Source organism: Moorella sp. E306M, from assembly GCF_006538385.1.
Taxonomy (GTDB): Bacteria; Bacillota; DSM-521; order Neomoorellales; family Neomoorellaceae; genus Neomoorella.
Map to the genome: position 1 here is coordinate 2,762,515 of NZ_BJKO01000001.1, position 25,693 is coordinate 2,788,207.

Here is a 25,693-nt window from a genome sequence, read left to right on the forward strand (position 1 = left end):
GGCCGGGGCCGCGGCGGTCCGGCTGCTCCCGGCGGGGGCGGCTGGATGGCAAACCGCTGCTTCGGTCCTGGCGGCGGGGGCCGCTGCCGCCGCAATCGGCGCGGCGGTAGGCCGCTCCGGGGCGCGGCAGGTTTCGCGGGCGTTCGCCGAAGCGGCGGCCGCTTCTTCGCCGGCCGTGGCCCTGCCGGACGCACAGAGATTGCTCGCCGGGCTGAAGGAATTGGCGGAACGGGCGGCCTCTGTTGTCGGGCGGGAAAACGAGCGGCGGCGAAAGCGGCTGGAAGAGGCGGCCCGGACGGCCGACGAAGCCCGCCGTTTGGCCGTGCTGCTCGCGGAAAAATTGGACGTCCTGGCGGCCGCGTGCGGGGAAACGGTCCGAGACGGCACGGATTCTGAATAGCCGGACGCAAACTTTAAGGCAAGCCAAAAAACCATTAAAAGGAGTGGTCTCATGTATATCCGCAAAAGCGTTTTAGCCCTGTCAATCGTCCTCTCCTTGTTAGTCGGCGTAGCGGCAGGCTTCAGCGGGGGGTATTACAAATACGTTTCCCTCCCGAAGAAGCAAGCCGTGGAGACGGCCAGGAAACAGCAAGAAGAATTGCAGAAGATGGTCCGCAGCGGCGAGGCCGTGGCCGTAGAGCCGGACAAGATCACCGTCAAGGTCGAAAAAGGCGGCGGCGACGTCGGCCAGACCGTCACGGCGAGGACGAACGAATACACCTCGGTCCAGATCGGGATGGGCTTCGTGAACCGCCCGGGCGAGAAGCTGGACCTGACGAAATGGTTCAAGGCTGGCGACCAGGTGGACGTCCTCTACAAAGACGGCCAGGCGTTGGCGCTGCACCGGGAATTGCGGCCCGGCGAACAGCAGCCGCAGCCGCCGGCCCCGGTAGCCCCTGTACAACAGGAGGCGACGCCGCAAGAGCCGCCGGCGCAGGGGCAGCAGCCGCAGCAGCCCACGCCGGGGCAGGGGCAGCAATAACAGCGGCACGCCGTGGAAAAGAGGCACGGGGCGGGTGAGCGAGGGCTTTCCTCGTCCCGGTTTTTTTGGGTGATTTATAGATCCGCCGCGGGAAAACCCACCCTACAAAAAGACATTTTTTCATGGTGGTCTGAAGCTGGTTCTATTTCTACGCCGGAAAGACCCCGGCGTTCTTTTTTGTTTGAACGGCTTCGAAAAAAAAAATTCGCGGCACGAAAGGAATGATTCTTTTTGACCGCCATTCTCGGCACGGTTTTGACCTCGACCTACGACACTTTCTCTTTCCAATCCGACAAAAAAGTCCCGGCCGGCACTTTCGTCGCAACGCCGCTGGGAGACGATGCTTTCCTGCTCGGCCGCGTGACGGAAGCGAAGGCTTCGAGGTTAGACGCTACGATTTACGAGGCCGATATCCTCCGGCGCGGCGGGCCGGGGAAGGACGGCGGTTTCGACTTTTCCGCCCCCGACGAGCTCGCCGACCCGGGCGCGGAGGTTTACGCGCCGCCGCTGAAAGCCGCGGCCGCGGCCCTCGGGCTGGACGCCGACCCTGCCAAATCGCTGTTCGTAGGCCGCGCCGGGGACCTGGACGTCTGCCTGCGCCCGGAAAGCCTGTTCCGGCACGTCTTCGTCGGAGGCACCACCGGGAGCGGGAAATCGCATTTCGCCGGCGTGCTCGTGGAGGAATTGGCGAAGCTGCATCTCCCCGCCGTCGTCATAGATTCCCAGGCGGAATACCTGGACCTCGCCAGGTCGTTGGGCGGCAAGGCGGTTGAGCCGGGGCGCGACTACGCCGTGCCGCTGTCTTCCCTGACAACGGAAGAGGCCGCCCGGATGGTGGCCGCCCTGGAAAGCGCGGCAGCCCGCGACCTCTTCATGTTTTCCTTCTCCGCTTTGCAAGCGGAAATTACGGCGGGCCGACGGTCGGGGTTCGGGCTGAAAGATCTATTGAGGCGTATGGAACAGGAAGGCTTGCACGCGCTGCGGATGGATGGCTACGAATTGCGGGTGGCGATGGCCCGCGTGGAGGCATCGATCAAACGTCACCGCTTCCTGGGCGCGAAGGAATTTAATCTCGATTGGGCGGTCCTGCTCAAGTCTGGGAAGCCTGCGGCCGTCGATTGCTCCAGCCTGGACATGCTCCAGCTCCAGCTGGTCGTGGGCGCGACCATGCGGGAGCTACAGCGGCTGCGGGCGGCGGGGAAAGTGCCGCCGTTCGTCCTTTTTTTAGACGAAGCACACCTTTTAGTGCCCGCGGAAGGCGACGCCCCGTGCAAACAGGTGATCAGGGAATGCGTCCGCGTCGGGCGGCACTACGGGATAGGCGTCGTATTGATAACACAGAACCCGATGGACGTCGACCGGAAGACCATAGCCCAATGCAACACGCGGGCGATCTTCGCCCTGGAGCCGGACCAATTGGCGGTCTTGCGCGGCATTAAAGCGGACGCCGCCCCATCGGTGCTGCGGGGTTTGCCTAAATTTCCCCGCGGGACGTGCCTTTTGACCGGGACCTACGAGACGGTCAGGCACGCGGTGGTGGTGAGGGTGAGGGAAAGGTTTTTCGCGGGAAGGGGTGTTTTTCCTTGCTCATAAAAGCGTTTTCTTGGGCAATCATTGGCTACGCTTTCATCTATGCTTTTTTGTTGCCGTGGCAGTCTGGAATGGGACATTATATCTCTTGGGAAAGGTGGGTCGGAGGGCATATAGCCGCTCTCTACGCCCGGTTGGGGAAACTGGCGGCGGGGCCTTCGCGCACGAAGTTTTCGCTTTTGCTGTTGGCCCACGTGCCCGACGGTATCCCACTTATCTTGTGGGGTGTGTCGGCGTGCCTGTGCACGGTTTTCCTGTCCAAAGGGATATGGGAGACTCTGTTCGCACGGATTGACGGGGCTTTGCCGCCGAACGAAGCGAAACTCTTATTGATTGCGTGCCTCCTTCTTCCGATCGCAATGTTCGTTTTGGCCAGAAACGCCGCCCGCACCGCCGTTTGCGGGTTGTGTACATCAACGGGCGAAAAGGAAAAGGGTCAAAAAGAACGCCAAGATTGCACCAGCCTGCGACACCGCGAAGAGGTACTTTTGCCGTGTAGTTTTTGGCAATTCTTCTGGCCAGAAACCTCTCCCTTGGTGGCGGACCGCGAAAAGAATCCTTTCTCCGTCCGTGTTGTCTCCGGCGGAATTGGCGACCACGCAGGCTACCCCGAATGCCCCGAAAAGCCCGATGTGCCATTTGAGCAAGCCGCCCGAGCGTGCGGCGACCGCGAGGGTAAGTGCGGAAAGCACGGCGGTAGTGCCTATCCCGCCGAGGGAGACGGCGATTTGTTTGGCCGGGGTGGGCTGGAGAAGGCGGGGCCTTTCCGGGTCTCCGACGAATCCCGAAGGGATGGGCGTGAGTCCGAAAAGGAACCTCGTTTCTCCGAGGCGTCGGAAGCGGTATTCTTTGACACAGATCTGCACGACGCGGGGGGTGATTCCGAGCAACTTGCAAACGAAGTAATGACCGGTTTCGTGGAAAAACGTGTGCAAATAGCAGCAAAGATAGCAGAAGGCGAGCTCGGCCCCGGCGACAAACCAGAGGAACAGCGGGGGGATTCGGTCGGTACCAGAAGCAGTTTGAAGCTTTTCCAAGAAGCTAAAAAGCAGCCCGTCAAAAATACGGAAAATGAAAGAGCAGATTATTTCGAGCAAGACGACGCCCTCCTTAAAATCTGGTATATTACTCTTTTGCCGATTTACTCATTTTTCCTGCTTCCCACCGCATTTCGTTCCAGGCTTGATTGGTGGGCTGATAAGAATACCCGTAAAGACAAATCAAAAATCTTCGTCGTTTTATCTTTCGCAGGATGGGCCGCATCTTGGCTGGCTGAAGCGTACATGATGGGCGTTGCTGCCGTTGCCATCTGCTGGCTGGCGACAAAATTTTGAAAGACGCCAGGGTCGGCTGCCGGGGTGATGTTATAGGAAGGGGGATTGGCGAAAAATGGCGAAATCTGAAGAAAAACGCCGTGAGGATTAGCGATAAAATCATTTTTTCATACTATCATTAACCAATACTGCCAGATTGTTACAAAATAAGGTAAGTTGGATTTGGCAGAGCAGGCAAAAGATGTTAAAATAATGTCAAAGAAAGTCAAAGGAAGGGTGAGGTTACTCGGAATAGTCAAACAAGGTCAAAAGAGGAAAAACCAGGGAAATCATAGAAAAACTTCAGGATACCAAGATCAACCTTAAAGAAGGAGTGTGGTTTTCATGACCCGCAAACTTAACTTTATCGCCGCTTTCCTCCTGGCCGTGACGCTGGCCTTGGCGGCCGGGGGCGTGGCGGAGGCGAAGAGCATAAATGCTACTTTTTGGGTAGGAAGAGATTTCTATGTTTTTACTGACAGCACAGGGGAAGTACAAGGAAATAATCCTACAATGGATGTCGTTCCTTTTATCGAAAATGACCGTGCCTACGTCCCGGTGCGCTACCTGGCCTACGCCCTGGGCGTGGCGGAGAAGGACGTCGCCTGGGACGACGAGACCCAGACCGTGACTCTGAGAATGGACGGTACCACGCTGGAGCTGAAGGTAGGCGACAAGACCCTCTACGTCGACGGCAAGCCCCAGGTGATGGACGTGACCCCGCTTCTCAGGGACGGCCGTGTGTTCCTGCCCGCCAGGTTTGTGGCCGAGGCGTTCGGGTATCACGTACTGTGGAATGACATTATGCAACATATAAAAATATATTTGTCATAATGAAAAAAGATATATAAACCCAAATTCTTAACTACAATTCAATACAAAGGGAGATCGGATTTTTTGATCTCCCTTTTTTTATTATAGAAAATACAACGAAGGAGGTAACGCAAAATGCGCAAACTTGTTTTTATTATGTTGCTCTCATTTTTAATCATAGTCTTCCAGATACGCACGGCTTTGGCAGCGGATTGGGCGCCGCCGATAAGCCCCCCGCCGGGTTATAACAATTTGATCTATGCTTATAATGAGGGCGCTTTTTTCCAGTTTTATTTAACGAACCCGTTTGAATTGGAAAAGTACAACCAGAATTACTGGAATGACGCTGATATCATTTCACCCGGTCAATTTCCGCCGGAGAGCCGCTTCGCCGCCGACCTTTTGTTTGCGCCGAACAACCGCGTCAACGGCCATCTCGTGATCGGCGACGGCTACGGCTTCGTTGACCCGAACAATCGGTCCGCCCCGCCGCCGTCGGACTTGATTTATTGGCTGAAAGCCCTGGAATGGCCCATGACGGGAAACTATTATAACGTCACCGACGCCGGGCAGAAGCAGGGGAGCACGGCGGTAAGAAAGATTTTTTATCACATGCTGTTTGGTACTGATTTTTATGCATATCCAGATCCTACAAATGCTTCTAATCTTAATCCTTTATTAAAAGAACAAGCGGTTCATGATGGCCCATCTACAATATATGATGTGATTAATAATGGCCAATATAGTTTTTATGCAATGCAATATGATTCTAGTCTTCCCGAAATTGGAAATATGATGTATATGTATTTCTTCAACTTCACCCGCGACGCCGCCATCGGCTTTTTACACCGGGTATACACGATATCCCAAGGCAATTTCGGCAAATCCGTCCGCATCGCCGAAATCGGCTGCGAGCTCAAAAAAGTCGCCTTCACCGTCGACCTCAGCGTGGAGCAATTGACGACCACGGCGCCGGACGCTTCCGGCGAGGCGACTTTCGGGGCGGTAGTCAAAAACCTCTCCCCGTTCAATTGCGAAGAGGCTGTCTTCCGCCTCTACACGTGGCCGGACGGCGACCAGCAGCCGACCCTGGTCTTCCAGCAAGAGCTGAACCTCGACCGCGCACAGGTAGCCAGCGGCGTGCCTGGCTCGAGGACTGTCTACGGCAAATACCCGGCCCCGGGTAAAAACTATAAGCTGATCGCCACGATCAACGCTTACTACAATCCGTCCGGCATCATATCGGTTCCCGGCGTCCCAGGCCGGTGGAGCGGCGATTTCTACCGCCCTACATTCGAAGGCCGGACGCCGCCGGGCCTGGGTGCGGCAATAACCGAACCTTACTACAGCAACAACGTGACGACGACCGGTCTGCAGCAGGGATGGCAGCCGCCCGATACCGGCGGCAACACCGGACCTGACGACCTGGCGGTGACGGGCGTCCAGGTCCTTGACGCGCAGACGGGACAGCCGGTTTCCTCGCCGCAGGCCAACCAGCCGTTGAAGGTAAAAGCGAATTTCACGTCCACTTTTAACGTCGGCGGTTGGGCGAAGATTCGCCTTTACAAATACCAGGCCGAGTACAAGCGGCTCGACCTGGTGGACAGCGTGAACGTCTATTTCGAACCGCACGGGACTTACACCAAAGAGTGGGGCAATTACACGGTTGGCGTCGGCCAATACAAGTTTGTCGTTTCTATCGATTATTACAATAACAGCAACGATCCGTCCACTGGGTGGAAAGCAGAAAAGTTCGACGGAAAATACGACGAGAAGACCTACGACAACAACAAAAAAGAAGCCGACCTCACCGGCACGGAACAACCGCCGCGGCGTCCGGAACCCAGGCAAGTCAGCCAGCCCGTGTGGTACCCACCGGTGGTGTGGAAAGAAACGCCTATTTATCAGGAATTCACCGAGCCGATTTATGGGTGGAAAAAAGTGACTTTTATCAAAGAAGAAGCCAACGGCAAGGTCCGGGTGCGCCTTGTACAATAGGTAGCCCGGACCTTTCTAAAAAATTTACCGACGAAAGGGGCGTTGAGAGCGTGTTCAAATCAAGGGCGCTGAAGCGAGCGCTCGCTGACCTTGTCGCGGCCTTGCTCTTGATCTCACTGACGCTGCCGCCGATGCCGGCGTTGGCAGAGCCGAAGCCCCAGTGGGCCGACCTGGTGACGGGCGTGGACGCCAACGGCAACATTGTTACGTCGCACCTTTACGGGTATTACGCCGATATAGAGGGGGTCGGCGAGGCCTTTGTCGTCTGCGATCCCGCGACCGGGAAGGAGACGGGCGAGGCGTACGTCCCCGGCGCGAAGATAGGGGACAGAAAGGTGCAGAAGCTCGTAGGTTACAATAGAAGAAAGGACCTCGACTGGGATCACCCGAAGCAGGTGAACCCGCCCGGGGTAGCTTTGATGATGCCTAACATTCCCACAAGCACCCAATACGATTGGGACTATTATAAAACTACCGGAAAGATCGTCAAAAAGACGATCAATCAGTTTGGCTGGCCTATGAGCTACTCTTTTGCCCGGATGGTTCCGGGGTCCGACCCGGATTACTGGCTCATCGTCGCGACGCTGCAAAACCCCAACCCGTACCCTATCACTGTAAACGCCAATCTCAACATCCGGGACTGGCAGAGTTTTTACAGCGTGGGCGGTACTATAGGATATAACGGGCAAATACCGCTCGGCCCGAACGAGACGAAGTATTTGCTATTAAACCGGGGGCAGAAAAATTATTTCCTTGCTGAGGAATTATGGGTCGACTGGCCGGAACCAGGTTATTCTGAAGCGTACTATTCCGCCGGAATTTCCTCTGTAAACGACCCGGATTATCCGGACATTTTAAAATCAGGCGACCGGCAGGGATTTTTCGTCCCCTACGTCCGGTGGGACGGGACGGATCCGACCGTCGTTCCGCTCATCCCTATGCGGCTGGCGTTTGACTTCAGCTGCTATGCTTACGAAAGAAATCACGGCAGCGACCCCCGGAGGAGCAGGGGATGGCCGCGAGTATCCGGGCACGTCGAATATAACCCGGATACCGGCCTCTGGTCTGTGGGTGTATCTTACCACCATGAAAAACCGTGGTATTGGACGGACCAAGAATGGCAGGCATATCTGGCCGCCGTCAGAAACAACGCCGGAAAGACGCTGACGGCCCTGTTCGCCCGGTGGTACCCGAAGGTGCCATTCTGGTGTGCCTGGTGGGACGACTCTCTGTTAGTCGACGCAGACACCGGTTATTACACCCCGTCTTACAAGGCAGAGTGGCCTTCAGGCCGCCCATCGCTTACCGTAAGCTTTGAATATCTCGAACCCGTTCCGCCGTCCACCCTGCCGCCCGGGGCGAAATCGCTCGCGGAGATCTACGGCCCATGGTGGTGGCTGGCTAACGTCCGGTACGGGGGCTGGCTTTACCAGATGTCCGGCTCCTGGAGTAATGGGTACGAGCTGCCCGCGCCGGTGTTGACCAGCTACGGGTACAGGTGGAATAACCCGATCTGGGAAGGGAATTACCGGCGCTATTCTGTGCGGGAAAGAGACGGAGACACCGACGACGTCTACGTGCCTGACGGTACGGGCGTTTACAAAAGACACGCTGACCCACGCTATTACGATACCGATTGGATGGACGTCATCCCGGTCATCGAAGCGACGCCGATGTTTGTGGAAAAATATACCTTCGTGGCGACCGACGGCAATTTCGGCTACCTGAAAAAAGACGTTGTTCCAGGCTACCTGCTGGAATCTGATACCAAAGACCGGCCGGTGCTGAACGTCGTCACACAGCCGGTCGAAATCCGGGCACGGTGCGGCTATGCTGAATGGCGCAAGACATACAAATACGGCAGGCCGTATTACGGTTACGTGGATGTATGGCACGAATGGGTATGGACGCCGTCGACAGGGTGGCGGTACTTGGGCGAGACGTTGCCCAACCGGAGAGAATGCAGCTCCGACACTGCCATATGGGAGATTTCGTTCAAGTACAACCAAATCGTAAGCGGTAGCAACCCTGAAGATTTCCCCGCGTCCTGGACAGGTAAGTGGGGCGGCGTGCCGTCGCTATATTGGACGGGCGCGGATGCTCTACGGGCGAAGATTAATAGTATGGCTGATTTAGTAAAGCACACCCGTTATTCATATAATGGAAAAAAGAAAACCGAAAGTTACCCGAGGGTGGATTATATAAACGTCGATTCGACGATTTCTCTCCCCGGCGTACCATCCCTAGGCCCGAGGGAGTCAAAGTGGTTGGTCTCTTACGAAAAGACCGCCAGCACACGGTTCTACAAGTCACCTGTCCGCAACAAACACTATTACGAATCATGGACAAAATTTGAAAACAGGGTGTTAAATGAAATAGTATCAGGGATCGTTCAGCCGATACTATCATCCCAGGAAGAAGCCGTCTTCGACGGTGGCGGGCGGTTCGTCATGACGCCGACGTTTAAAACCGGAGAAGGCGGCATCGTCTGCGGCGCGCAGAAGTATTTGGTCCACATGCGCTATACGTGGGACAGCAGGGACGATTGGTACGTCTGGGATCACATCACCAAGCACGTGATCGGTTTTCCCGGCGCGGACGTTACCCTCTGCTCTTATATTACCAGCACGTCCCCGACCGATGGTCTAGTGGTGAAGGGCGGGGATGAGTACCTCGGGACGCTGCTATCGCGGCGGTGGAACGAGATCCCGTTCTACTACGGCGTTCCCAACACCCAGAGGCAATGGCGTTTTTACTATAATGGGCAAATATACCCACCGCCTTACCCCGAAGATTGAGGTGTTTGATTTTGGTGAACCTCCGCCGGGCTTGTCCCGGCGGAGGTTCACTTTACCGATTCCCGGGATGTTCCCGGTAAAAGACAGGGATTGGCCCGGGTGGAAGAAAGCTCCGGCGGAACGTGCGGCCGGCTGGTTTTTGAGCTGCACGCGAAGCGGGCTTTGACGATGAGGTTTCCCTTCCGGGAAGCCGAGCGCCGCCGGGTAGCCAGGGCTGAGATGTGCGGCAAACGGCATTTCGGCTGGCCAAACCGTTCCTATCCTTCAGGTGGGAGCCTGGAACGACGTTAGCACCACCCCGCCGTTTGGCAGCGTCGTGGATCTGGAAGAAGACGGTGGCCTCCGGCTGCCGGATGACGCTCCTCGACTTTGCGGCGTGACTGTTTCGGGCGGGACTCCAGACGCTCGGCTCCGCTTTTCCGCCAGCCGGAAAGCCGGGTTCAAAGCCAGCCTCTCGGAGAGCGTAAACTGCTTTTGCTGTCAACTTTATGATTGGTTGATAGAAGTTGATAGCAAAATTGAAACAGGATGGCAAACAGCTAGTGAAAAAAGTTTAAGGAGGAAAAATATGTTTTCTGTCGAATACAGCTAACAAAAAAGGAAAACGAAGGAGGGATTTGCTTGCTTCTGCGGAAAGTAGCGGTTTTAATCGCGGCACTGTTGCTCTGTTTGGCATTTGAGGGTATTCCCGCTAGACCCGCTTATGCCGCGGAGGAGGTGGCTTTTCAGCGTGTATTAAAAGGAGATATCGTGAAAGTCTGGGTATCACCTGATTTTGCCCGGGACAGCACGGCCTTTGCCTTAGCCGAGTCGTGGCCGGTATCAGGAAACAACCCCGAAGGCTACATCCTGTACCGCAGCACGGACGGCGGCAGGACGTGGGCCGAGGTAAGGTGGCTCATCGATAACACTTTCCATGAGCCGGGGGAAATAGCGTCCGTCAGCGACATGGTTTTTCTCCCGGATGGTACGGTGTTTCTGTCCGGCACTTTCAAGTCAGGCACCAGTTTCCTCTGCAAGAGTACAGACAAAGGCCAGAGGTGGGAGACGGTTGAGGTCGGCGCTTCCGGTGCCCCGTCAAATCTAGAGGCTGCGGGCGACGCTCTTCTCGGCGTTTTCAAACTGCCGCAGCAGAACTTGACGATGCTCAAAGTCTCCCGCGACGGCGGAAGGACCTGGGGCGACGTGTGCTCTGGCGTGGCTGCCCACGACGGTGGCGTGGCGGCCGTAAGTCCGGACGCCTGGGTTGCCGTTCTGGAGGGCGGCAAGGTCGAGGTCACGCTGGACGGGGGCAGGACGTGGCAGGATACCGGCGTGAGGCTTTCTGGGATACCAGCGGGGCCGCGCAGGCCCGGGGAACCGGTCGACATGATCTGGGGAAAGATCGCGGGATGCGTTGAGCCGGACGGGACGATAGTTGCGGTGGCTTGCGGCCCCGGCTCGACCGGGCAGGTCTTCGTTTCGCGCAGCTTAACAGCCTGGGAACGCATTGACCAGGCTCAATTCGCGGTGGGACCGAAGCGTGCCGCCAGCAGGGCGACCTGTGTTTCCGCGGTTCCCGGAGGGATTTTAGCGGTGGGCACGCCGGACGGCTGCGTGTTCGTGAGCGGCGACTACGGCCGCACCTGGAAGCCGATGACGGAGGGCGTGTCGGGCGAAGTCGGTGACATTAAGCTCGCGGCGACCGGGGGTGGCGTGGTGGCCTTCGCCCTGGTCGGGAAGGAGTTGAGACGGGCAGAGATCCCTCGGAATATGTTCCGGGAGGAATCGTCCCAACCGCCTGAACAGCCGCGGGAAATAAAGACGGTAGGGAAATTTAGGGTGGAGAATAGATTTTATGCTGTAGGCGAGCAAGTTTTTGAAATGGACGTTGCGCCGTTTGTCGAAGGCGGGCGCACCTTCGTACCAATACGTTTTCTGGCCTATGCCCTGGGCGTGCCGGAGAGTGGGGTAAGATGGGATCCGTCCACGGAGACGGTCACCCTGCGCAAAGGTGAGACCACGGTTGAGTTAAAGGTGAACAGCAATACACTTTATGCTAACGGCCAGGCCAAACAGATGGACGTGACACCGCTTTTGAGGAACGACCGGGTGTTCCTTCCCGCGAGGTTCGTGGCCGAGGCGTTTGGGTACGAGGTGAACTGGGAACCGTCCACTCAGAGTGTGGTAATTCTTGAATGATCACAGCAAAAAGAAACTAAACGGCGATCATTTTCCGGCGAGAAGCCGGGCTTAACGGCCGCTTCCACCCTGAAGGGCCAGTTTTCACGCGGCCCTTCTATAAATGGCAAAGTCGAGCCAAAAAATGACCGGATATCCTTATTAAAGGGTGTCCGGTCTTTCTTGTTTTTTAAGGTTACGAAGAAAAGGGGGTGAACCAGAATCATGAATTTCATTAACAACTATTATCTTAAGCACGTAGCGTCACCATTCAACACCGAATGTCCGCGGGGTATACGCAAGTTATTTCGGTTTCTTAAAAAAGAATTTGGCTTTACTCTGGTCGAACGGTTGATAGTAGTAGCCATAATCATTATCCTAGCCGCTGTGCTGTACTTGAGATTTGTAGCTTATGCGGAGAGAACACGTGTAGTCCGTGCAATCGAAGATATCAGCAACATGAGAACCGTTGTGGAGGCCTACGCTGCGGATGAAGGCCAGGGGCGATACCCCGTCAATAGCAATGACCCCTCTATACCAAACTCCATCGCATCTGTTATGCAAAAACACGGCATCAAGTGGACGGGGGACGAGACGGGCGTAGCTGATCCTTGGGAAAGGCCATACTACTATTCCCAATTGGTTTCGCAAGAAACAGGGTTGCCAACGGGTTATATCCTCCTTTCAGCTGGAAAAGATGGTATCATCGGGACCGATGACGACATTTACGCTATAGGCGGCGGAGAAGTAACCAGAGGTAAGGTTGCTTTGAGTGCCCTCGGTCTCACGGAGAGCGACTTAGTGCCTTCCAAGCGTCAAGGGGGCGCCGCTAGTTTTGTTCCCGGTTCGCTAATTTTAATGGCCGACAAGTCTGCAGTTCCGGCGGACGGGAAGACGGCAATCACCCTGACCGCCGAAGTAAGGAGAGCGGACGGTAAGCTGGCTCCGGATGGGACGGTGGTAAACTTCTCAACTAATTTAGGCGTTTTGAGCGCCGCGGCGGCTACGACGGTAAACGGTGTAGCCATCGTAACCCTTACGTCTTCCCAGCCTGGCGAGGCTACGATTATCGCATCGAGCGGGGAGGTAACGGCCAGCGTTACGGTAACGTTCAATTCGCCGTCTGGAGGATTGAAAGTTGCCGGGGGTATGTACCATTCCCTCGCCCTGATGTCCGACGGAACGGTTTGGGCGTGGGGGTACAACTACTCCGGCGAGTTAGGTAACGGCATGTTCACCAGACTCAGCAAATTCCCAGTTCAGGTTGCAAACCTTACCGACGTGGTGGCAGTGACGGCGGGAGGGTACCATTCCCTCGCCCTGAAATCCGACAGGACGGTGTGGGCATGGGGATCGAACATCTATGGCCAGCTGGGTGACGGTACTTGGGCCGACCGCTATACCCCAGTTCAGGTAGCGGACCTCTTCGATGTTGTGGCCGTAGCGGCCGGGGATCACCATTCCCTCGCCTTGAAATCCGATGGGACGGTGTGGGCGTGGGGGGATAACGAATTCGGCCAGCTGGGCGATGGCACAATAACCAATCGCAATACCCCGGTCCAGGTTGCAAACCTCACCGACGTGGTGGCTGTGGCGGCTAGTGGTGGTCATTCCCTCGCCCTCAAATCAGACGGTACAGTCTGGGCGTGGGGACATAACTACACCGGCCAGCTGGGTGATGGAACGACGAATAGTCACACCACCCCAGTTCAGGTAGCGAACCTCTCCGGTGTCGTGGCCGTAGCGGCCGGAGCCAATCATTCTCTCGCCCTGAAGTCCGACGGGACAGTCTGGGCGTGGGGAGACAACTTTTACGGTCAGCTTGGTGATGGCACGACGAACAGGCACACCACCCCAATCCAAGTTAAAAATCTCTCCGGTGTAGTAGCAATAATGGCTGGTGCGGAGTATTCCTTTGCCCTGAAGTCCGATGGTATAGTGTGGGCGTGGGGGGCAAACTACACAGGTCAGCTGGGTGATGGCACGACGACCGACCGTTACACACCGGTCCAGGTTGCAAACCTCACCGACGTGGTGGCCGTGGCGGGTGGGGGTTATCATTCCCTCGCCCTGAAGGCTGACGGCACGGTCTGGACGTGGGGGTACAATGGTTATGGTGAATTAGGCGATGGCACGACGACCGACCGTTACACACCGGTCCAAGTATCGGAATTTCAATAATAACTACTAAACTCAAATCTCCGGCCGTTAGGCTTTGAACCCTAAACGGCCGGGGATTTTTTGATCGTTATTACAACGGAAGGAGGTAATGTAGCCGCTTTTCCTCCCTTCCTCACTCGGGGCAGGGTGCTAGGCGGCGATTTTTTATGGAACGAAAACACAAAAAGTGCTTGCTTCCCGTTTCGGCCACTCCAACCGGATCTGCGGCAAAAGGCTTCACCCTGGTAGAGGCCGTCATCATAGCCGCCGTCCTCGCGGTGGCGGCGGTCGTCCTCGGGGGCGTCATGGCCGGGGCCGTCCGGGGGCAGAGGGCGGCGGGCGACAGCTTCCGGGCCGTGTGCCTGGCCCAAGAAAAAGTCGAGCAATTGAAGCCTGTGCCTTTCGACCAGATATCGTCCGAGCCGGAAGCGGACGTGCCGGGCTACCCCGGCTTCAAGCGGTCCGTGACGGTGGAGCAGGTTGACGCCTACACCAAGCGGGTCACGGTGCGCGTCACGTGCCCGGCTCCTGGCGCGGCGGCCCAGGTTTTGGTGTTTGAAAGGACGGCAGACCTCTGATGCGGTGGGCGGGCGATCTTTTTCGCTGCGGCCGCCGCGGGTTCACGCTGGCGGAATTCGTGGTGGCCGCCGGGCTGGTGTTTTTAACGTTTGCCGCCGCCATGGACATCTCTTGGCGGGCGTGGGCAATCGCGGCGAAAATTCGCAGAGAAGCCGAAGCCGCAAACACGCTGCGGGCGGCCGCGGCGTGGGTATCCCACGACCTCTACCGGGCGGCCAGCGCGGCCGCCGCCGGGCCAGGGACGCTGGTCGTGACGACGTCGGGCGGCGGGACGGTTGTCTACGCCCTCGCCAACGGCGGGCTCACGCGGGACGACGGCTCCGGCGCCCGCGTGGTGGCGGCCGGGATAACCGGGGCGGATTTTTCTGTTGTCACCGTGACGGGCGGTAGCCTGGCGACCGCCGAGTTCACCGCGGCCGGGGGAGGGAAGACGCGGATATGCGTTTACGTGTGCAGCGGCGGCTGAACGGCGGCCGGGGCCGGGGGTTCGCCGCGCTGGCCCTCCTCGTCATAGCCGCCGGCGTGCTTTTTACAGGGATGGCGGCGGCCGCCCTGGCCGCCCAATCGGCGAGGTCGGCGGCGAACGACCGGACGGTCGCCCAGGCGCGGTGCGCGGCGGACACCGGGTTCGAGCGGGTGAAGGTTTTCCTGCGGTCCGACCCGCTCTGGTCGGACGGGAGCGTCGCCGTAGGCCCGGTCGACGCCACGTCGGCGGTGGAGAGCGTTACCATCGAGCATTTCGCCGCCCCCGACGGCACGCAGATGGCGGTGGTCACGTCCACCGGCCGCTGCGGGAACGCCCGGGTCACCGTGCGGGTGGTAGTGAAGCTGGGGCAGACGCCTCTGGTGGCCTGTTACGGCGGCGGCGTCAAGCAATTGGCCGCCGGGAGGCCTTTGAGCCTGGGAGGGGCCGCTCTCGTAAAATCGGACATATTGGTCGACAGCAGTTTTTCCGTGGGCGGTAGCGCCGCCGTAGGGCTGCCCGGAGAACGGCGGGCGGTGTACGCCGACGGTGACATAACGGCACAGAAGCCCGGGAGCATTCACGGCGACGTCTACGCCACGGGCGGCGTCAGCCCCGGGGCGGCCACGGGGTCGGCCGTGCCATACTGGCGGCCGCCGCTGCCTTTCCCCGGAATTGAGGATGTCGTCCGGGTGGTCAGCCTGGCCCGATGCACCGCCCAAAGCCTTGAGGCGGCCACGGGGCTCCAGCACTATTTCCCCGGCGACAAAACCTTCACCGTCGGCGAGATGGTCCAATTGGCCGGGGTCTATTTCGTCGAGGGCGACGCGACCGTCCCGGGCGGCGCGACGGCTGCCCGGGCGACCATAGCGGCCGCCGGGAGCATCCGTGTCGCTGGCTCTCTGACGGCCGAAAACCTTTCCCTGATAGCGGGCCAGGACATTAATCTGAAAAACGCCTCCGGCACGTCCGTCGCCATGGCCATCGCGGGCGGCGACGCCGGGTGGGGCGGCACGGGTGGGGGAAACGCCTACTGGTCGCTCCGGTACGGCGCCCTGGTGGCGGGGACGGTCAACGGCGGTTCCCTGCGGGGAAGCGTCGTCCTTGAGCAGAACACAGCCGTCGATTTCAACGTCCTGGCCGCACCCGTCCACACGGCGGCTGTCGTGGCACGAAGCGATGTTTGACGCTACCTACGACATTAAGTTTGGGTGCCACATTGAAGAAGTTGACAGGTTCATAGATTAGGTTAACCTGTTGTGCTTCCAGCCCGTTCTTTTGAAAACCCAATTTCAGGGGGTGCGAATTGCGTCGTGAACTCATCTAACCTTAACAACCAAACTCTTGACCCCGCCGCCAGCGGATGCCAACCTGTGGAAGCATTGCTACGGTTCGCCGCTGGGATCGGCGCCACGTCCATTCATATCACGGTCGGCGCCCCACCGCTCTTAAGGGTGGACGGTGATCTGTGCCCAATCAGAGATCTCGCCGTCCCGGGAGACGACAGAGGACAACAGGCCGCCGACTTCATTGCTACCAATTCGTTTTGGGAAATGGTCGTAACCCCAGCTATAGCGAGGCGGGTGGCTGCCGAGCTTTTCGCCCGACCGGAGCTCCGCGAGCGGTTCGAACAGACGGGAACCGTTCGCTTCGTTAAATCGCTGCCGGGGATGACAAGGTTCCTCGTAAGCGTCTTCCGGCAGCGGGGCAACCCGGCCGTGGTGTGCCGTGCCCTGGGCCGGAGCGTGCCTTCGTTGGAAGACGTGTTCCGCCATCTGCCGGAAGTGAAGGAAGCGGTGGAGCGGATGCTCGCGACCGGGGAAGGGCTGATCCTGGTGGGCGGTCCGACCGGAAGCGGCAAGGCGGCCACTTTAGCCGCCATGGTCGATTTTATCAACCGCACATCGCCGCGGCACGTGATTACAGTTGAGAATCCTATCCGCTATTTGCACCGCCATGCCCGCGGCGTCGTCAACCAGCGCGAGGTCGGTGAGGACGTGGATAACTTCGAAAACGGCGTAAAGTCCGCCTTGTACAGCGACGCGGACGTTATAGTCGCCGGGGACGTGCCGGACGCCGGGACGGCCGACGCGGTGGTAGTAGCCGCCGAGACAGGCAGGCTGACGGTGTGTGCCGTGCGGGCGGCCTCGGCCGAAGAAACGGTGGCGCGAGTGGCCAGGCTGATCCCGGCACAGGAGAGCGGCGGTCCTGTGTGCCGCCTCGCAGCGGTATTACACGGGGTGGTCGTTCAAAAAGCCATCTGCGGCGCCGACGGCGGTCGGGTAGTGGCCGCTGGCGTTTTGCCCGCCGTGCCGCCGCTGAAAGACGTGCTCCTGGCCGGTGATGTCACCAGGATGGCCGCTATTTTGCATTCCGGCTCGGTTGACGGTGCTTTCCCCCTGGAACGGGCGCTCGCGAAGCTGGCGGCAACCGATATAATCGACCGTGCTAAAGCGGAATGTCGTGCTGGGGACGCAGATCTATTCTGGCGGTTTTTAAAGCTCTATTAAGAGTTAAATTAAGAGTTAATTTGATCTGAAATTCTTCTACCCCCTGAACTAGGCGGGTCTTCCCGCAGCGGATCTATAAAAAAATCAAAAAGAAAGGCGGGTACAAGCGAGTGAAGGAAGAGTGCATCTTCGCCTCGCTCCTGCGGCTGCCGGGCGTTTCTCGGGTAAACGCCGTGCGGTCTCAGGGGAGCGTCAAGCATTTCAACGTGACCTACGTTTTCCCGGCCAGGTGGCTCGACGACGGGAGGCTGGCCGCTTTGCTACGGGCATGGCCGTTCTGCAACGTGGCGGCAGGCCCGGACGGCGGTCCGGCCAGCGTCGAATTTCTGGTGCGGCCGAACGAGGCGGACACCTTTATGGCCAGGGTGGGCGGCACGCTGGCCGGGCTGCTGGCTGAGGGCGGCTACAGCGGCGACACGCCGGACGACGCGACGTTCATCTTGGAATTCGACGCGACCGTACCCCCGGAATGCCGTGACGAGATGCAGGCGGCACTCCGTGCGTCCGACAGAATCGAGTGGTCCGGGCGGTCGGCTGCGGTGACGCTCGCCGGGTGCCGGGACGCAGCGGCCGCAGGGAAGCGGCTCGTGGCGGTGGCCGAAAAGCACGGCTTGAAGGTCCGCTTCGCCGTCCGCCGGGCCGAGCTACGGGACGGCTCTGCGGCGGCCGATCGATGAAGCGGCGGAAGTATAGCCTTTGAGAAGGAAATTAATGGGATAAATAAAACTATTGACATCCTTGCTAATATCTCCTAAAATCAAACTTGAGTTGAGTGTATTGTAAAAGAAATATCCTTTGTGGGGGCGGGAAAACCGCACCGATTTCCTCCAGCGGCATCGGCGCCGGAGGACGGTGCGGTTTTTATTTTGCGCCGGCGAATATACCCGGAGGGCGGCCCCGGCGCCGGGCGTCGCGGGAGGTTAAACGACTAAAACGGGAAAGGAGGCCTGAATTAGCGGTCGGGGGTCACGCCGGAAAAAGACATAGCAAGTAGCACTTAAAGTTTTAACGTGATGCGGGAGCGGGGCTATGCGCCCCGGCAAAAATGCCCCGGTATTTGGAGGGGCAGGGATTGAAATAAGACTAAGAAGACGAGGAGGAATTCCATGTTCAAGCTTTTTAACAAGATGCGCAAGAAGGGCAAAGGGTTTACCCTGGTAGAGCTTCTGGTGGTAGTCGCCATCATCGCCATCCTTGCCGCGGTGCTCATGCCCAAGCTCCTCGGCTACACCGAGAGGGCACGTCAAGCCCGGGCTCTGGCCGACCTCGGCTCCATGAAGACCATCGTCGAAGTGTACGCCGCGGATCAGGGCAACGGCTTGTACCCTGACAACAGTAGCGTCGCCACCGTGATGCAGAACAACGGCATCGCCTGGACGGGTGACGACAAGGGTATCAAGGATCCCTGGGGCAACCCCTACTACTATGACCGGACCATTGATACCACCACCAACGTCACCCGCTACATCATCGTGTCGCCCGGCCTCGATGGTAATATCGGCACTGCGGACGACGTAGTGACCACCGATAACCTGCAACCCAGCATCGGGGCTGCCGACACCACGGCGTTCCCGGATCTGACCGCCACCCCGCCCACGGCCGCCGTTTCCTACGCGGCCCAGTAATCGCTGGGGGTTGAAGGCGTGACCCCGCATTATTAAAAGGCCAGGGCTAAACCCTGGCCTTTTAAATAAATTAATCTGCCGAACGTGGAGGGAGAATGCAATGTTAAAAAAACGCCGCGCATTTCGCGGCTTCACCATGACCGAATTGCTGGTCGTCGTGGCTATAATCGCCGTTCTGGCTGTGGTCCTCTTGCCTCGCTTCATGAGCTACACCGAGCGGGCGCGCCAGGCGAGGGCCGCCCAAGACATCAGCACCATGTCTACAATAGTGCAGGCCTATGTGGCCGACGAAGGGCAGGGGCATTACCCGACCAACAGCAACGACACGGCCGTCCCGAATTCCATCGCGGCGGTGATGCAGAGGCACGGCGTCAAATGGACGGGCGATTCCAGCGGTATCGTCGACCCGTGGGGGCGGCCATACTATTACGCTCAAGTGGTGACGTCCCCATAAAGCCCGTGTGAGGACTTTTTTGTTTGGAAGGTTCACAGATAGGAGGCGAAATGCATCATGTTTCACAAACGGTATCTTAAAACGGTCGCTTATTTCGTTCTTTTGTTTCTGCTCCTCGCCGCTCTCCCCGGCAGTTCGGCCAGGGCTTCCGTTCCGCAGGCCGTGGGTTTCATCCTTCTCTCCGCCGGTAGGGACGGGGTAATCGGGACGGACGACGACATCTACGTCACGGGAAATAGAGAAGTGGTGAAGGGAAAGGTTGACCTCGCCGCTTTAGGGCTTACCCAAGGTGATTTGATACCTTCCAGCGGTGAAGCACCCGCACAGGGAGATACCGCTTTTGTTCCTGCTTCCATAGTCCTTATGTCTGATAAAGCTAGTGCCCCGGCGGACGGTGCGACGGCGGTCACTTTAACCGCAACAGTTGAAGACAGCAGCGGGCAAGCGGTGAGCGGTGTAACGGTGCGTTTTGAAACGACCCTGGGGGTGATAAACCCGCAGGAAGCGACAACGGATCAAAACGGCACAGCTAAAACCGTGCTGTCTTCTTCAACTGCGGGAACAGCAAAGGTCAGAGCAAGTGTCGGTAATTTGTCAGCTGAATGCGATGTGGTATTTTTGGCAAGTAACATAAGCGAAGTCGAACCAAATGATAGTATGAACCAAGCCCAAGAGATTACCATAGGGCAGACTGTCGAAGGGTATATAGGATATACTGACCCATCATCAGGGTATAGAGATAGCTACGACTGGTATAAGATAACCATTCCGGTTGACGGTAGGTTGGAGATAAACTACAATAGCGATAGTGCTTATGCAGAACTGTCTTTATATAACAGTAACGGCAATTACATTACAAGCTCGGGAGTCTCCAAATCCGCACCTATCATGTCTGACCTAGCGGCAGGCACATACTATATACAAGTCTACTATAACAGTGGTAACCCGGCGGGATATACGCTAACAACAGGGTTAACACCATCTCATCAGGTTTCGGTTTATTTGGGATGTTATGAACTTAGGCTGGAAGGAAATAACGTATTGCCAGCGACTAAATATCTTAGGATTTATCAGGATGGCGTTCGTAAGTATCAGCTAGCTTTTACAAGTGGCACTATAGTAACTGCATATACTTTGCGCGATGCAAATGGAAAGCTTTGCATTGACTATAGTTATGATTCTTATTTATATTCCAATGGGGTTTATACTTACTGGAAAAGTATTACTAATAGTTTTAGCACTAACTTTAATGTGCCCTGCAACTAATAGTTGCGGCTAAATGTAATGTGATATTTTCTGGAAGCAATATAAGCGAAAATGAACCGAATAATACTATGGAATAGGCACAGGCGCCTATTTATACAAATCTGCTGTTGCAATGGTGGTAACCCTGGAGGATATACATTGACAACAGGGTTAAAGCCACAATAATAAAATAACACTACACAGATTTACAGACCAAATCAAGCAGGCAGTTTTTCTGCCTGCTTTTTTTAAGCAACCCAAAACCACACAAGGGGCGAAACTTTTATGCACGACGGCGTTATCGACCTCCTCCTGTCCAAAAACCTCATAACCCCCGACGACATCCGCGAGGCCGAATCCGCCCGGCGCAATGCTAAGATAAGCCTGCTTGACGCTCTCATCTCGCTGAAAAAGATCTCGCCCGAAGAGGCGGCGGACGCGGTGGCTGAATATTACGGCCTCGAAAGGGCGGCCCGCCTGGGGGAGACGCGGCCCGCGCAGGTTTTGCCAGCTGAACTGGCCAGGAAGCACAGGGTGTTCCCGGTGAAGGTCGAGGGGGACAACCTCTACGTCGCCACCGACGACCCCACAGACGTCGGGACCACGGACGCGCTGCGGGTCGCTACGGGCATGAACGTCGTACCGGTGGTGTGTACGGCGAGGGAGCTCGACCGGGCTATCCAGAAATGGTACGGCGGCCAGGAGAACGTGGCCGCCGAGGAAGAAGACGTGAACCCGGACGAGTTCGCCGCCGAGATCCGCGATTCGCCGGCCGTCAGGCTGGTGCGCGAAATAATCGAGGGGGCGTTATCCGAGGGGGCCAGCGACGTCCACATCGAGCCGCGGCGGGGAAAATTCGTCGTGCGGCTGCGGGTCAACGGTGTATTGGTCAAAAAAGCCGAATACCCGAAGCAATTGCACCAATCCGTCATCTCGCGGATCAAGGTCATGTCCGGCCTCAACATAGCGGAGCGGCGCTTGCCCCAGGATGGGCGGGCACGGATCGTCGAGCCGCGGGACGCCGACCTGCGCGTGTCCATCCTGCCCACCGTCCACGGCGAGAAAGCGGTTCTCAGGATTTTCGACCGCTCGCAAGCTGCGCCGCGGCTGGAAGCCCTGGGCTACGAAGGCGATGCCCTCGCGAAGCTTCGGGAAGCGTACAAAGCACCCTATGGCATGATCCTCGTCACCGGCCCCACCGGCTCCGGCAAGACCACCAGCCTTTACGCCGCCCTGAACGAGCTTATTTCGGACAGGGTCAACATCGTCACGGTCGAAGACCCGCCCGAATACGAATTGCCGGGCGTCAACCACGTGGCGGTCAACGCCAGGGCCGGCCTCGATTTCGCCGCGGCGCTGCGTTCCATCCTGCGACAGGACCCGGACGTGATCCTGGTGGGCGAGATCCGCGACAGCGAGACGGCCCGAGTGGCCGTCCAGGCGGCCCTCACCGGCCACCTGGTCCTCTCGACCCTGCACACGAACGACGCCGCCTCGGCCCCGGTGCGGCTCGTAGATATGGGCGTGGAGCCATACCTGGTGGCGTCGTCGCTCCTCTGCGTGGTCGCCCAGCGGCTCGTCCGGACCGTGTGCCCCCGCTGCCGCGAGGAATACTCCTTGCCCCCGGACAGCCCGGCCGGCGCGTTCATGGAAGGCTTCGGGCAGACGGCGTGGCGGGGCATCGGGTGCCCCCGGTGCGGTTATACGGGCTACGTGGGGCGGACGGCCGTGGCGGAAGTCATGCGGGTCACGCGAACCATCCGCGAGCTCATCCGCCGCAACGCCGCCGCGGACGAGATAAGGGACGCCGCCATGAGGGAAGGCATGACGCCGCTGGCCGAGACGGCGCGGGCCAAAGTGGCGTCCGGGGTGACGACGGTGGAGGATGCGATGAAAGTGGTATATTCGGGATGGGATTGATAGTCTTTGCGGTATTTTTTTTTGATACTGGGGGTAATTTTTAATGGTCTTCCTCGTAGAAGCCTACGTCAACAACCGCCGCCAGACGTTCACCATTGAGGCCGAAAACGCCAAAGAGGTGCCGGAGCTTTTGTTCGAGCGGACGGGGGCGGGCCGGACCACTATTTTAAGCGTGACCCCGGTCCGGGCGGCCAGGCACGCCGCCGCGGCTCGGCTCCGCCGCGGCCGGGTAGGGCCGAAGGAATTGGAGCTTTTCTGCCGCCAATTGCAGGCTATGCTTTCGGCGGGCATGACGCTCTTAGAATCCCTCAAGACGCTCGAAGAGCAGACGGCCAGCCGGAAGCTGAAGCACGCCCTTAACGACATCGCCGCCAACGTCCGGTCGGGCTTTTCTTTCGCGTCTTCGTTGAAGGGCCACCCGGACATCTTCAACCCCCTGTTCTGCAGCATGGTCGAGACGGCCGAAGAGAGCGGCCGGCTGGAAGAAACCCTGCTGCGGCTGGCCGACGTTCTGAGGCGCGACCAGGAATTTAAAGGCAAATTGAAGCAAGCCATGGCGTACCCGCTGGTCGTGCTCTCCCTGGCCGCGGCCGTCGTCACCGGGCTTTTTACTTTCGTGGTACCCAAGTTCACCACTCTCCTGGCGGCGAACGACGTCCCGCTACCCCTGTTGACCCGGTTTATGATGGCCGTCGCCGGTCATTTTGTGTGGATAGCTGCAGGTGCGGCCGCCATCGCCGCCGGCGCCGCAGCGGCGTGGCGCTCGGTGCGGAAGAACGAAAACGTTTCCGCCCGGGTGGAAGCCCTGTTGCTCCGCGTGCCGGTGTTCGGCAGGATCGTGTGCTATTTAAACCTCTCCCAGATTCTCTGGACCCTGGCGACGCTTTTGCGCACCGGCGTGAACCTTGTCCGGTCGCTGGACATCCTGGCCGGAGCCACCTCTTACGCTTCGCTCAAGCGGGAAATCGCCCTGGCCAGGCTCGCGGTCGAGAAGGGCGATACCTTATCGGCGGGGTTCCAGGGCTCAATGTGGCTCCCGCCCGTGGAGCGCCAGATGATGGCCGTGGGGGAGCGGTCGGGGAACCTGGACAGGATGGTCGAGCACGCCGCGGGGCTTCTGGAAAAAGAGGCGGAGATGATTCTCGGACGAATACCGTCCCTCATGGAAGCGGGCATAACCATCGCCGTCGGTGTCGGGGTGCTGGTCGTCATGCTCTCGCTTTTCCTGCCGATTGTTTCGATGTACCAGACGGTGAAATGATTTTTTTGAAAAGGGGTGCAGTCGTAAATGGCCTTATTCCGAAAAAAACGGGCCGCGGACGCCCGGAGCAGGACCGCGGTAGGCGTCCATTTCGGCGCGGTCGGGGCCTACGTGACGGCCATCAAAGGCGAAAGCTTCAACCAGAAGCTGGTGGAGCCGGGGGCGGTCGGGCCCGCCGTCCGCTGGGCGCACAGCGTGACCACCGGCCTCGGCGGGCCGGAAATCCTCTTCAAAAACGCCGTCCTCCCCAGTGACATAACGCCCGAAAAGATCGGGGAAGCGATCCAATGGCAGTTTTACGACGTGGAAGCCTCCGAATACGAATTCGTTTATAAAAACACCGACTTTTCCCCCGACGGAAATATGACCGTCGTCTGCGCGGCCGTCCCGAAAAAGATGATTGAAGCCTTCTGCACGGAAAACAGCGGCGTCTACACGTGCCTCGACGTCCGGCCCTTCGCCCTCTGGCGGGGATTCCGCTTTACGCATCCGGGGGACGGGCCGACGGTCCTGGCGGCGCGGTGGCCCGAAGGGATCACCGTGGTGGGCGGCCGGTCGGCGGTCGAGTTCGTCCGGGAGATGCCCGCCTCGGCCGCCCTGGATTCCGAGCGGATGCGGACCGTCGACTATTTTCGCCGGGCCTTCGACGCGCCGGACGCGGCGGTGGTCGATCTGGAGGGAGAGGAATTGGCCTACGCCGTCTCGGCGGGCTACGCCCTGGCGCCTTTCGACCCGGAGCAAATTAACCTCTTGCCGGAGCGGCACCGCCGGGTGAGGGCGACGGAATTCAAGAAGCCGCGGCTGCCGGATCTGGTCGCAGCCGGTCTCATCGTGATGGCCGTTATCGCCGCGGCGCCCTACATGGCGGCGCGCTACTACGACGTGCAGGCGAAAGAATACCGCGCGGCCGCCGCCCGGAACGCCCCGGCCGTGCAGGAAGCGGCGTCCCTGCGCGGCGAGATCAGCAAATACCAGGAATGGATCGACGTGGTGAGCAAGCATAAGATTACGCCTTACACGGCCATGGTCAGCGACGTGCGTTACGCCGTGCCGCCGGGCGTCATGCTGGACGATCTGGAGATCGGGGACGGCACGGTGGCCGCGGCTGGCCCAACCACCCCACCCGCCGGTAGCAAGGCAGCGGCCGTCCAGCCCGCACCGCCCGCGGGCGGCGCGGCCGCGGGGACGTCCGGGCAGGCTGCCGGGCAGCCTGTTGCCGGGACGCCCTTGAGGGCAGGGCAGCCGATCCCGACGGATCAGAAGAGCGTGGCACCAGCGCAACCAGCCGCAGGGAACGGCGCGGCCGCGGCTAACGCAGCCAGGACGACCGCGACGCCCGCAGCGGCCCAACCCGCCGCCCCGATGGGGGGAATGAATGCCGGACAGCCGGTGGGGAGCGGCAGCGAACCGGCAGGCAAGACTGGTACGGGTAGTGGTCAGGCAGCAAGGGGTAATAACGCTCCGTCTACGGCGGGGAAGAGCACGCTCGCCCAGAACGTAAAGGCTCTTTATATGCCCGCGGTAATGCGGTTGAGCGGGAAGGCGGAGGATTTGAGGTTGATAGGGATTCTAGAGGACAACCTGTCGCAACTACCCTATGTTGAGAGCGTGAAGGTCGAAGATGCGTCGTATAATGGGGTATTTTACTCTTTCAGGATTTCGGCGAAGCTGAAAGCGAATAGGTAGAAATTTGAGGCCGGGCGACCTTATCGATTTGGTCCGCCCAGCTTTTTTTTGGCAAATAAATACGGAAAGGGTGGTTTTATTTGCGGTTCCACAGGATTGCTGCCGCGGCACTCCTCGCCACAGCGGTCGGACAAAC

The 25,693-nt window shown here is 58.6% G+C and carries 22 protein-coding genes and 1 pseudogene; 21 read left to right on the forward strand and 2 right to left on the reverse strand.

Annotation, left to right across the window (positions count from 1 at the left end; genetic code table 11):
• The 3 genes and pseudogenes from FLZ89_RS14345 to FLZ89_RS14355 form a co-directional block, all read left to right on the forward strand.
• Positions 1-400, forward strand: a pseudogene (locus FLZ89_RS14345) (hypothetical protein); the annotation flags it as partial.
• Positions 401-451: 51 nt separating this feature from the next.
• On the forward strand, positions 452-982 hold the full coding sequence (locus FLZ89_RS14350) for a hypothetical protein (RefSeq protein ID WP_141264513.1): 531 nt from the start codon (positions 452-454) through the stop codon (positions 980-982).
• A gap of 231 nt (positions 983-1,213) precedes the next feature.
• On the forward strand, positions 1,214-2,575 hold the full coding sequence (locus FLZ89_RS14355; protein ID WP_141264512.1) for an ATP-binding protein: 1,362 nt from the start codon (positions 1,214-1,216) through the stop codon (positions 2,573-2,575).
• Positions 2,576-2,985: 410 nt separating this feature from the next.
• Here FLZ89_RS14355 and FLZ89_RS16620 read toward each other — a convergent pair whose 3' ends face one another.
• Both FLZ89_RS16620 and FLZ89_RS16625 read right to left on the reverse strand, forming a co-directional pair.
• Entirely contained in the window at positions 2,986-3,669 is a 684-nt protein-coding gene (locus tag FLZ89_RS16620) for a site-2 protease family protein (RefSeq protein ID WP_373995609.1), read from the reverse strand.
• Between the two features lie 44 nt (positions 3,670-3,713).
• On the reverse strand, positions 3,714-3,881 hold the full coding sequence (locus FLZ89_RS16625; protein WP_373995610.1) for a hypothetical protein: 168 nt from the start codon (positions 3,879-3,881) through the stop codon (positions 3,714-3,716).
• 349 nt (positions 3,882-4,230) lie between these two features.
• Between FLZ89_RS16625 and FLZ89_RS14365 the strand changes: the two genes are divergently transcribed.
• From FLZ89_RS14365 to FLZ89_RS14450, 18 genes are all read left to right on the forward strand, one after another.
• A complete protein-coding gene (locus FLZ89_RS14365) occupies positions 4,231-4,719 on the forward strand; it encodes a copper amine oxidase N-terminal domain-containing protein (RefSeq protein WP_141264510.1) in 489 nt (162 codons plus the stop codon).
• A gap of 114 nt (positions 4,720-4,833) precedes the next feature.
• The gene (locus FLZ89_RS14370; RefSeq protein ID WP_141305196.1) at positions 4,834-6,696 is read left to right on the forward strand and encodes a hypothetical protein; all 1,863 of its coding nucleotides are present in this window, start codon (positions 4,834-4,836) and stop codon (positions 6,694-6,696) included.
• A gap of 50 nt (positions 6,697-6,746) precedes the next feature.
• A complete protein-coding gene (locus FLZ89_RS14375) occupies positions 6,747-9,494 on the forward strand; it encodes a hypothetical protein (protein WP_141264508.1) in 2,748 nt (915 codons plus the stop codon).
• A gap of 90 nt (positions 9,495-9,584) precedes the next feature.
• A complete protein-coding gene (locus FLZ89_RS14380) occupies positions 9,585-9,785 on the forward strand; it encodes a hypothetical protein (protein ID WP_141305197.1) in 201 nt (66 codons plus the stop codon).
• A gap of 25 nt (positions 9,786-9,810) precedes the next feature.
• Positions 9,811-10,086 carry a hypothetical protein gene (locus FLZ89_RS14385; protein WP_141305198.1) on the forward strand — a complete coding sequence of 92 codons (276 nt, stop codon included), beginning with the start codon at positions 9,811-9,813 and terminating at the stop codon, positions 10,084-10,086.
• 593 nt (positions 10,087-10,679) lie between these two features.
• Positions 10,680-11,675 (forward strand): copper amine oxidase N-terminal domain-containing protein, encoded by a 996-nt coding sequence (locus FLZ89_RS15810; RefSeq protein WP_172613644.1) that lies wholly within the window; start codon positions 10,680-10,682, stop codon positions 11,673-11,675.
• Positions 11,676-11,879: 204 nt separating this feature from the next.
• Positions 11,880-13,835: an Ig-like domain-containing protein gene (locus tag FLZ89_RS14395; RefSeq protein ID WP_141264505.1), complete on the forward strand. Its 1,956-nt coding sequence runs from the start codon at positions 11,880-11,882 to the stop codon at positions 13,833-13,835.
• A 146-nt stretch (positions 13,836-13,981) separates the two neighbouring features.
• A complete protein-coding gene (locus tag FLZ89_RS14400; RefSeq protein WP_141264504.1) occupies positions 13,982-14,392 on the forward strand; it encodes a hypothetical protein in 411 nt (136 codons plus the stop codon).
• A complete protein-coding gene (locus tag FLZ89_RS14405; RefSeq protein ID WP_141264503.1) occupies positions 14,392-14,859 on the forward strand; it encodes a hypothetical protein in 468 nt (155 codons plus the stop codon). The genes FLZ89_RS14400 and FLZ89_RS14405 overlap by 1 nt, the downstream gene beginning before the upstream one ends.
• A 296-nt stretch (positions 14,860-15,155) precedes the next feature.
• Complete coding sequence (locus FLZ89_RS14410; protein ID WP_141264502.1) at positions 15,156-16,043, forward strand: hypothetical protein; 888 nt, start codon at positions 15,156-15,158, stop codon at positions 16,041-16,043.
• A 186-nt stretch (positions 16,044-16,229) separates the two neighbouring features.
• Positions 16,230-17,366 (forward strand): type IV pilus twitching motility protein PilT, encoded by a 1,137-nt coding sequence (locus FLZ89_RS14415; RefSeq protein WP_141264501.1) that lies wholly within the window; start codon positions 16,230-16,232, stop codon positions 17,364-17,366.
• Positions 17,367-17,476: 110 nt separating this feature from the next.
• Positions 17,477-18,043: a hypothetical protein gene (locus FLZ89_RS14420; RefSeq protein ID WP_141264500.1), complete on the forward strand. Its 567-nt coding sequence runs from the start codon at positions 17,477-17,479 to the stop codon at positions 18,041-18,043.
• A 429-nt stretch (positions 18,044-18,472) separates the two neighbouring features.
• Positions 18,473-18,991, forward strand: coding sequence for a prepilin-type N-terminal cleavage/methylation domain-containing protein (locus tag FLZ89_RS14425; protein ID WP_141264499.1), 519 nt, complete (start codon positions 18,473-18,475; stop codon positions 18,989-18,991).
• A 100-nt stretch (positions 18,992-19,091) separates the two neighbouring features.
• Positions 19,092-19,445, forward strand: coding sequence for a type II secretion system protein (locus FLZ89_RS14430; RefSeq protein WP_141264498.1), 354 nt, complete (start codon positions 19,092-19,094; stop codon positions 19,443-19,445).
• Positions 19,446-19,502: 57 nt separating this feature from the next.
• A complete protein-coding gene (locus FLZ89_RS14435) occupies positions 19,503-20,711 on the forward strand; it encodes an Ig-like domain-containing protein (RefSeq protein ID WP_141264497.1) in 1,209 nt (402 codons plus the stop codon).
• Between the two features lie 264 nt (positions 20,712-20,975).
• Complete coding sequence (locus FLZ89_RS14440; RefSeq protein WP_141264496.1) at positions 20,976-22,610, forward strand: GspE/PulE family protein; 1,635 nt, start codon at positions 20,976-20,978, stop codon at positions 22,608-22,610.
• Positions 22,611-22,653: 43 nt separating this feature from the next.
• Positions 22,654-23,871 (forward strand): type II secretion system F family protein, encoded by a 1,218-nt coding sequence (locus tag FLZ89_RS14445; protein WP_141264495.1) that lies wholly within the window; start codon positions 22,654-22,656, stop codon positions 23,869-23,871.
• A 27-nt stretch (positions 23,872-23,898) separates the two neighbouring features.
• Complete coding sequence (locus tag FLZ89_RS14450; RefSeq protein ID WP_141264494.1) at positions 23,899-25,557, forward strand: hypothetical protein; 1,659 nt, start codon at positions 23,899-23,901, stop codon at positions 25,555-25,557.
• Positions 25,558-25,693 lie beyond the last annotated feature (136 nt).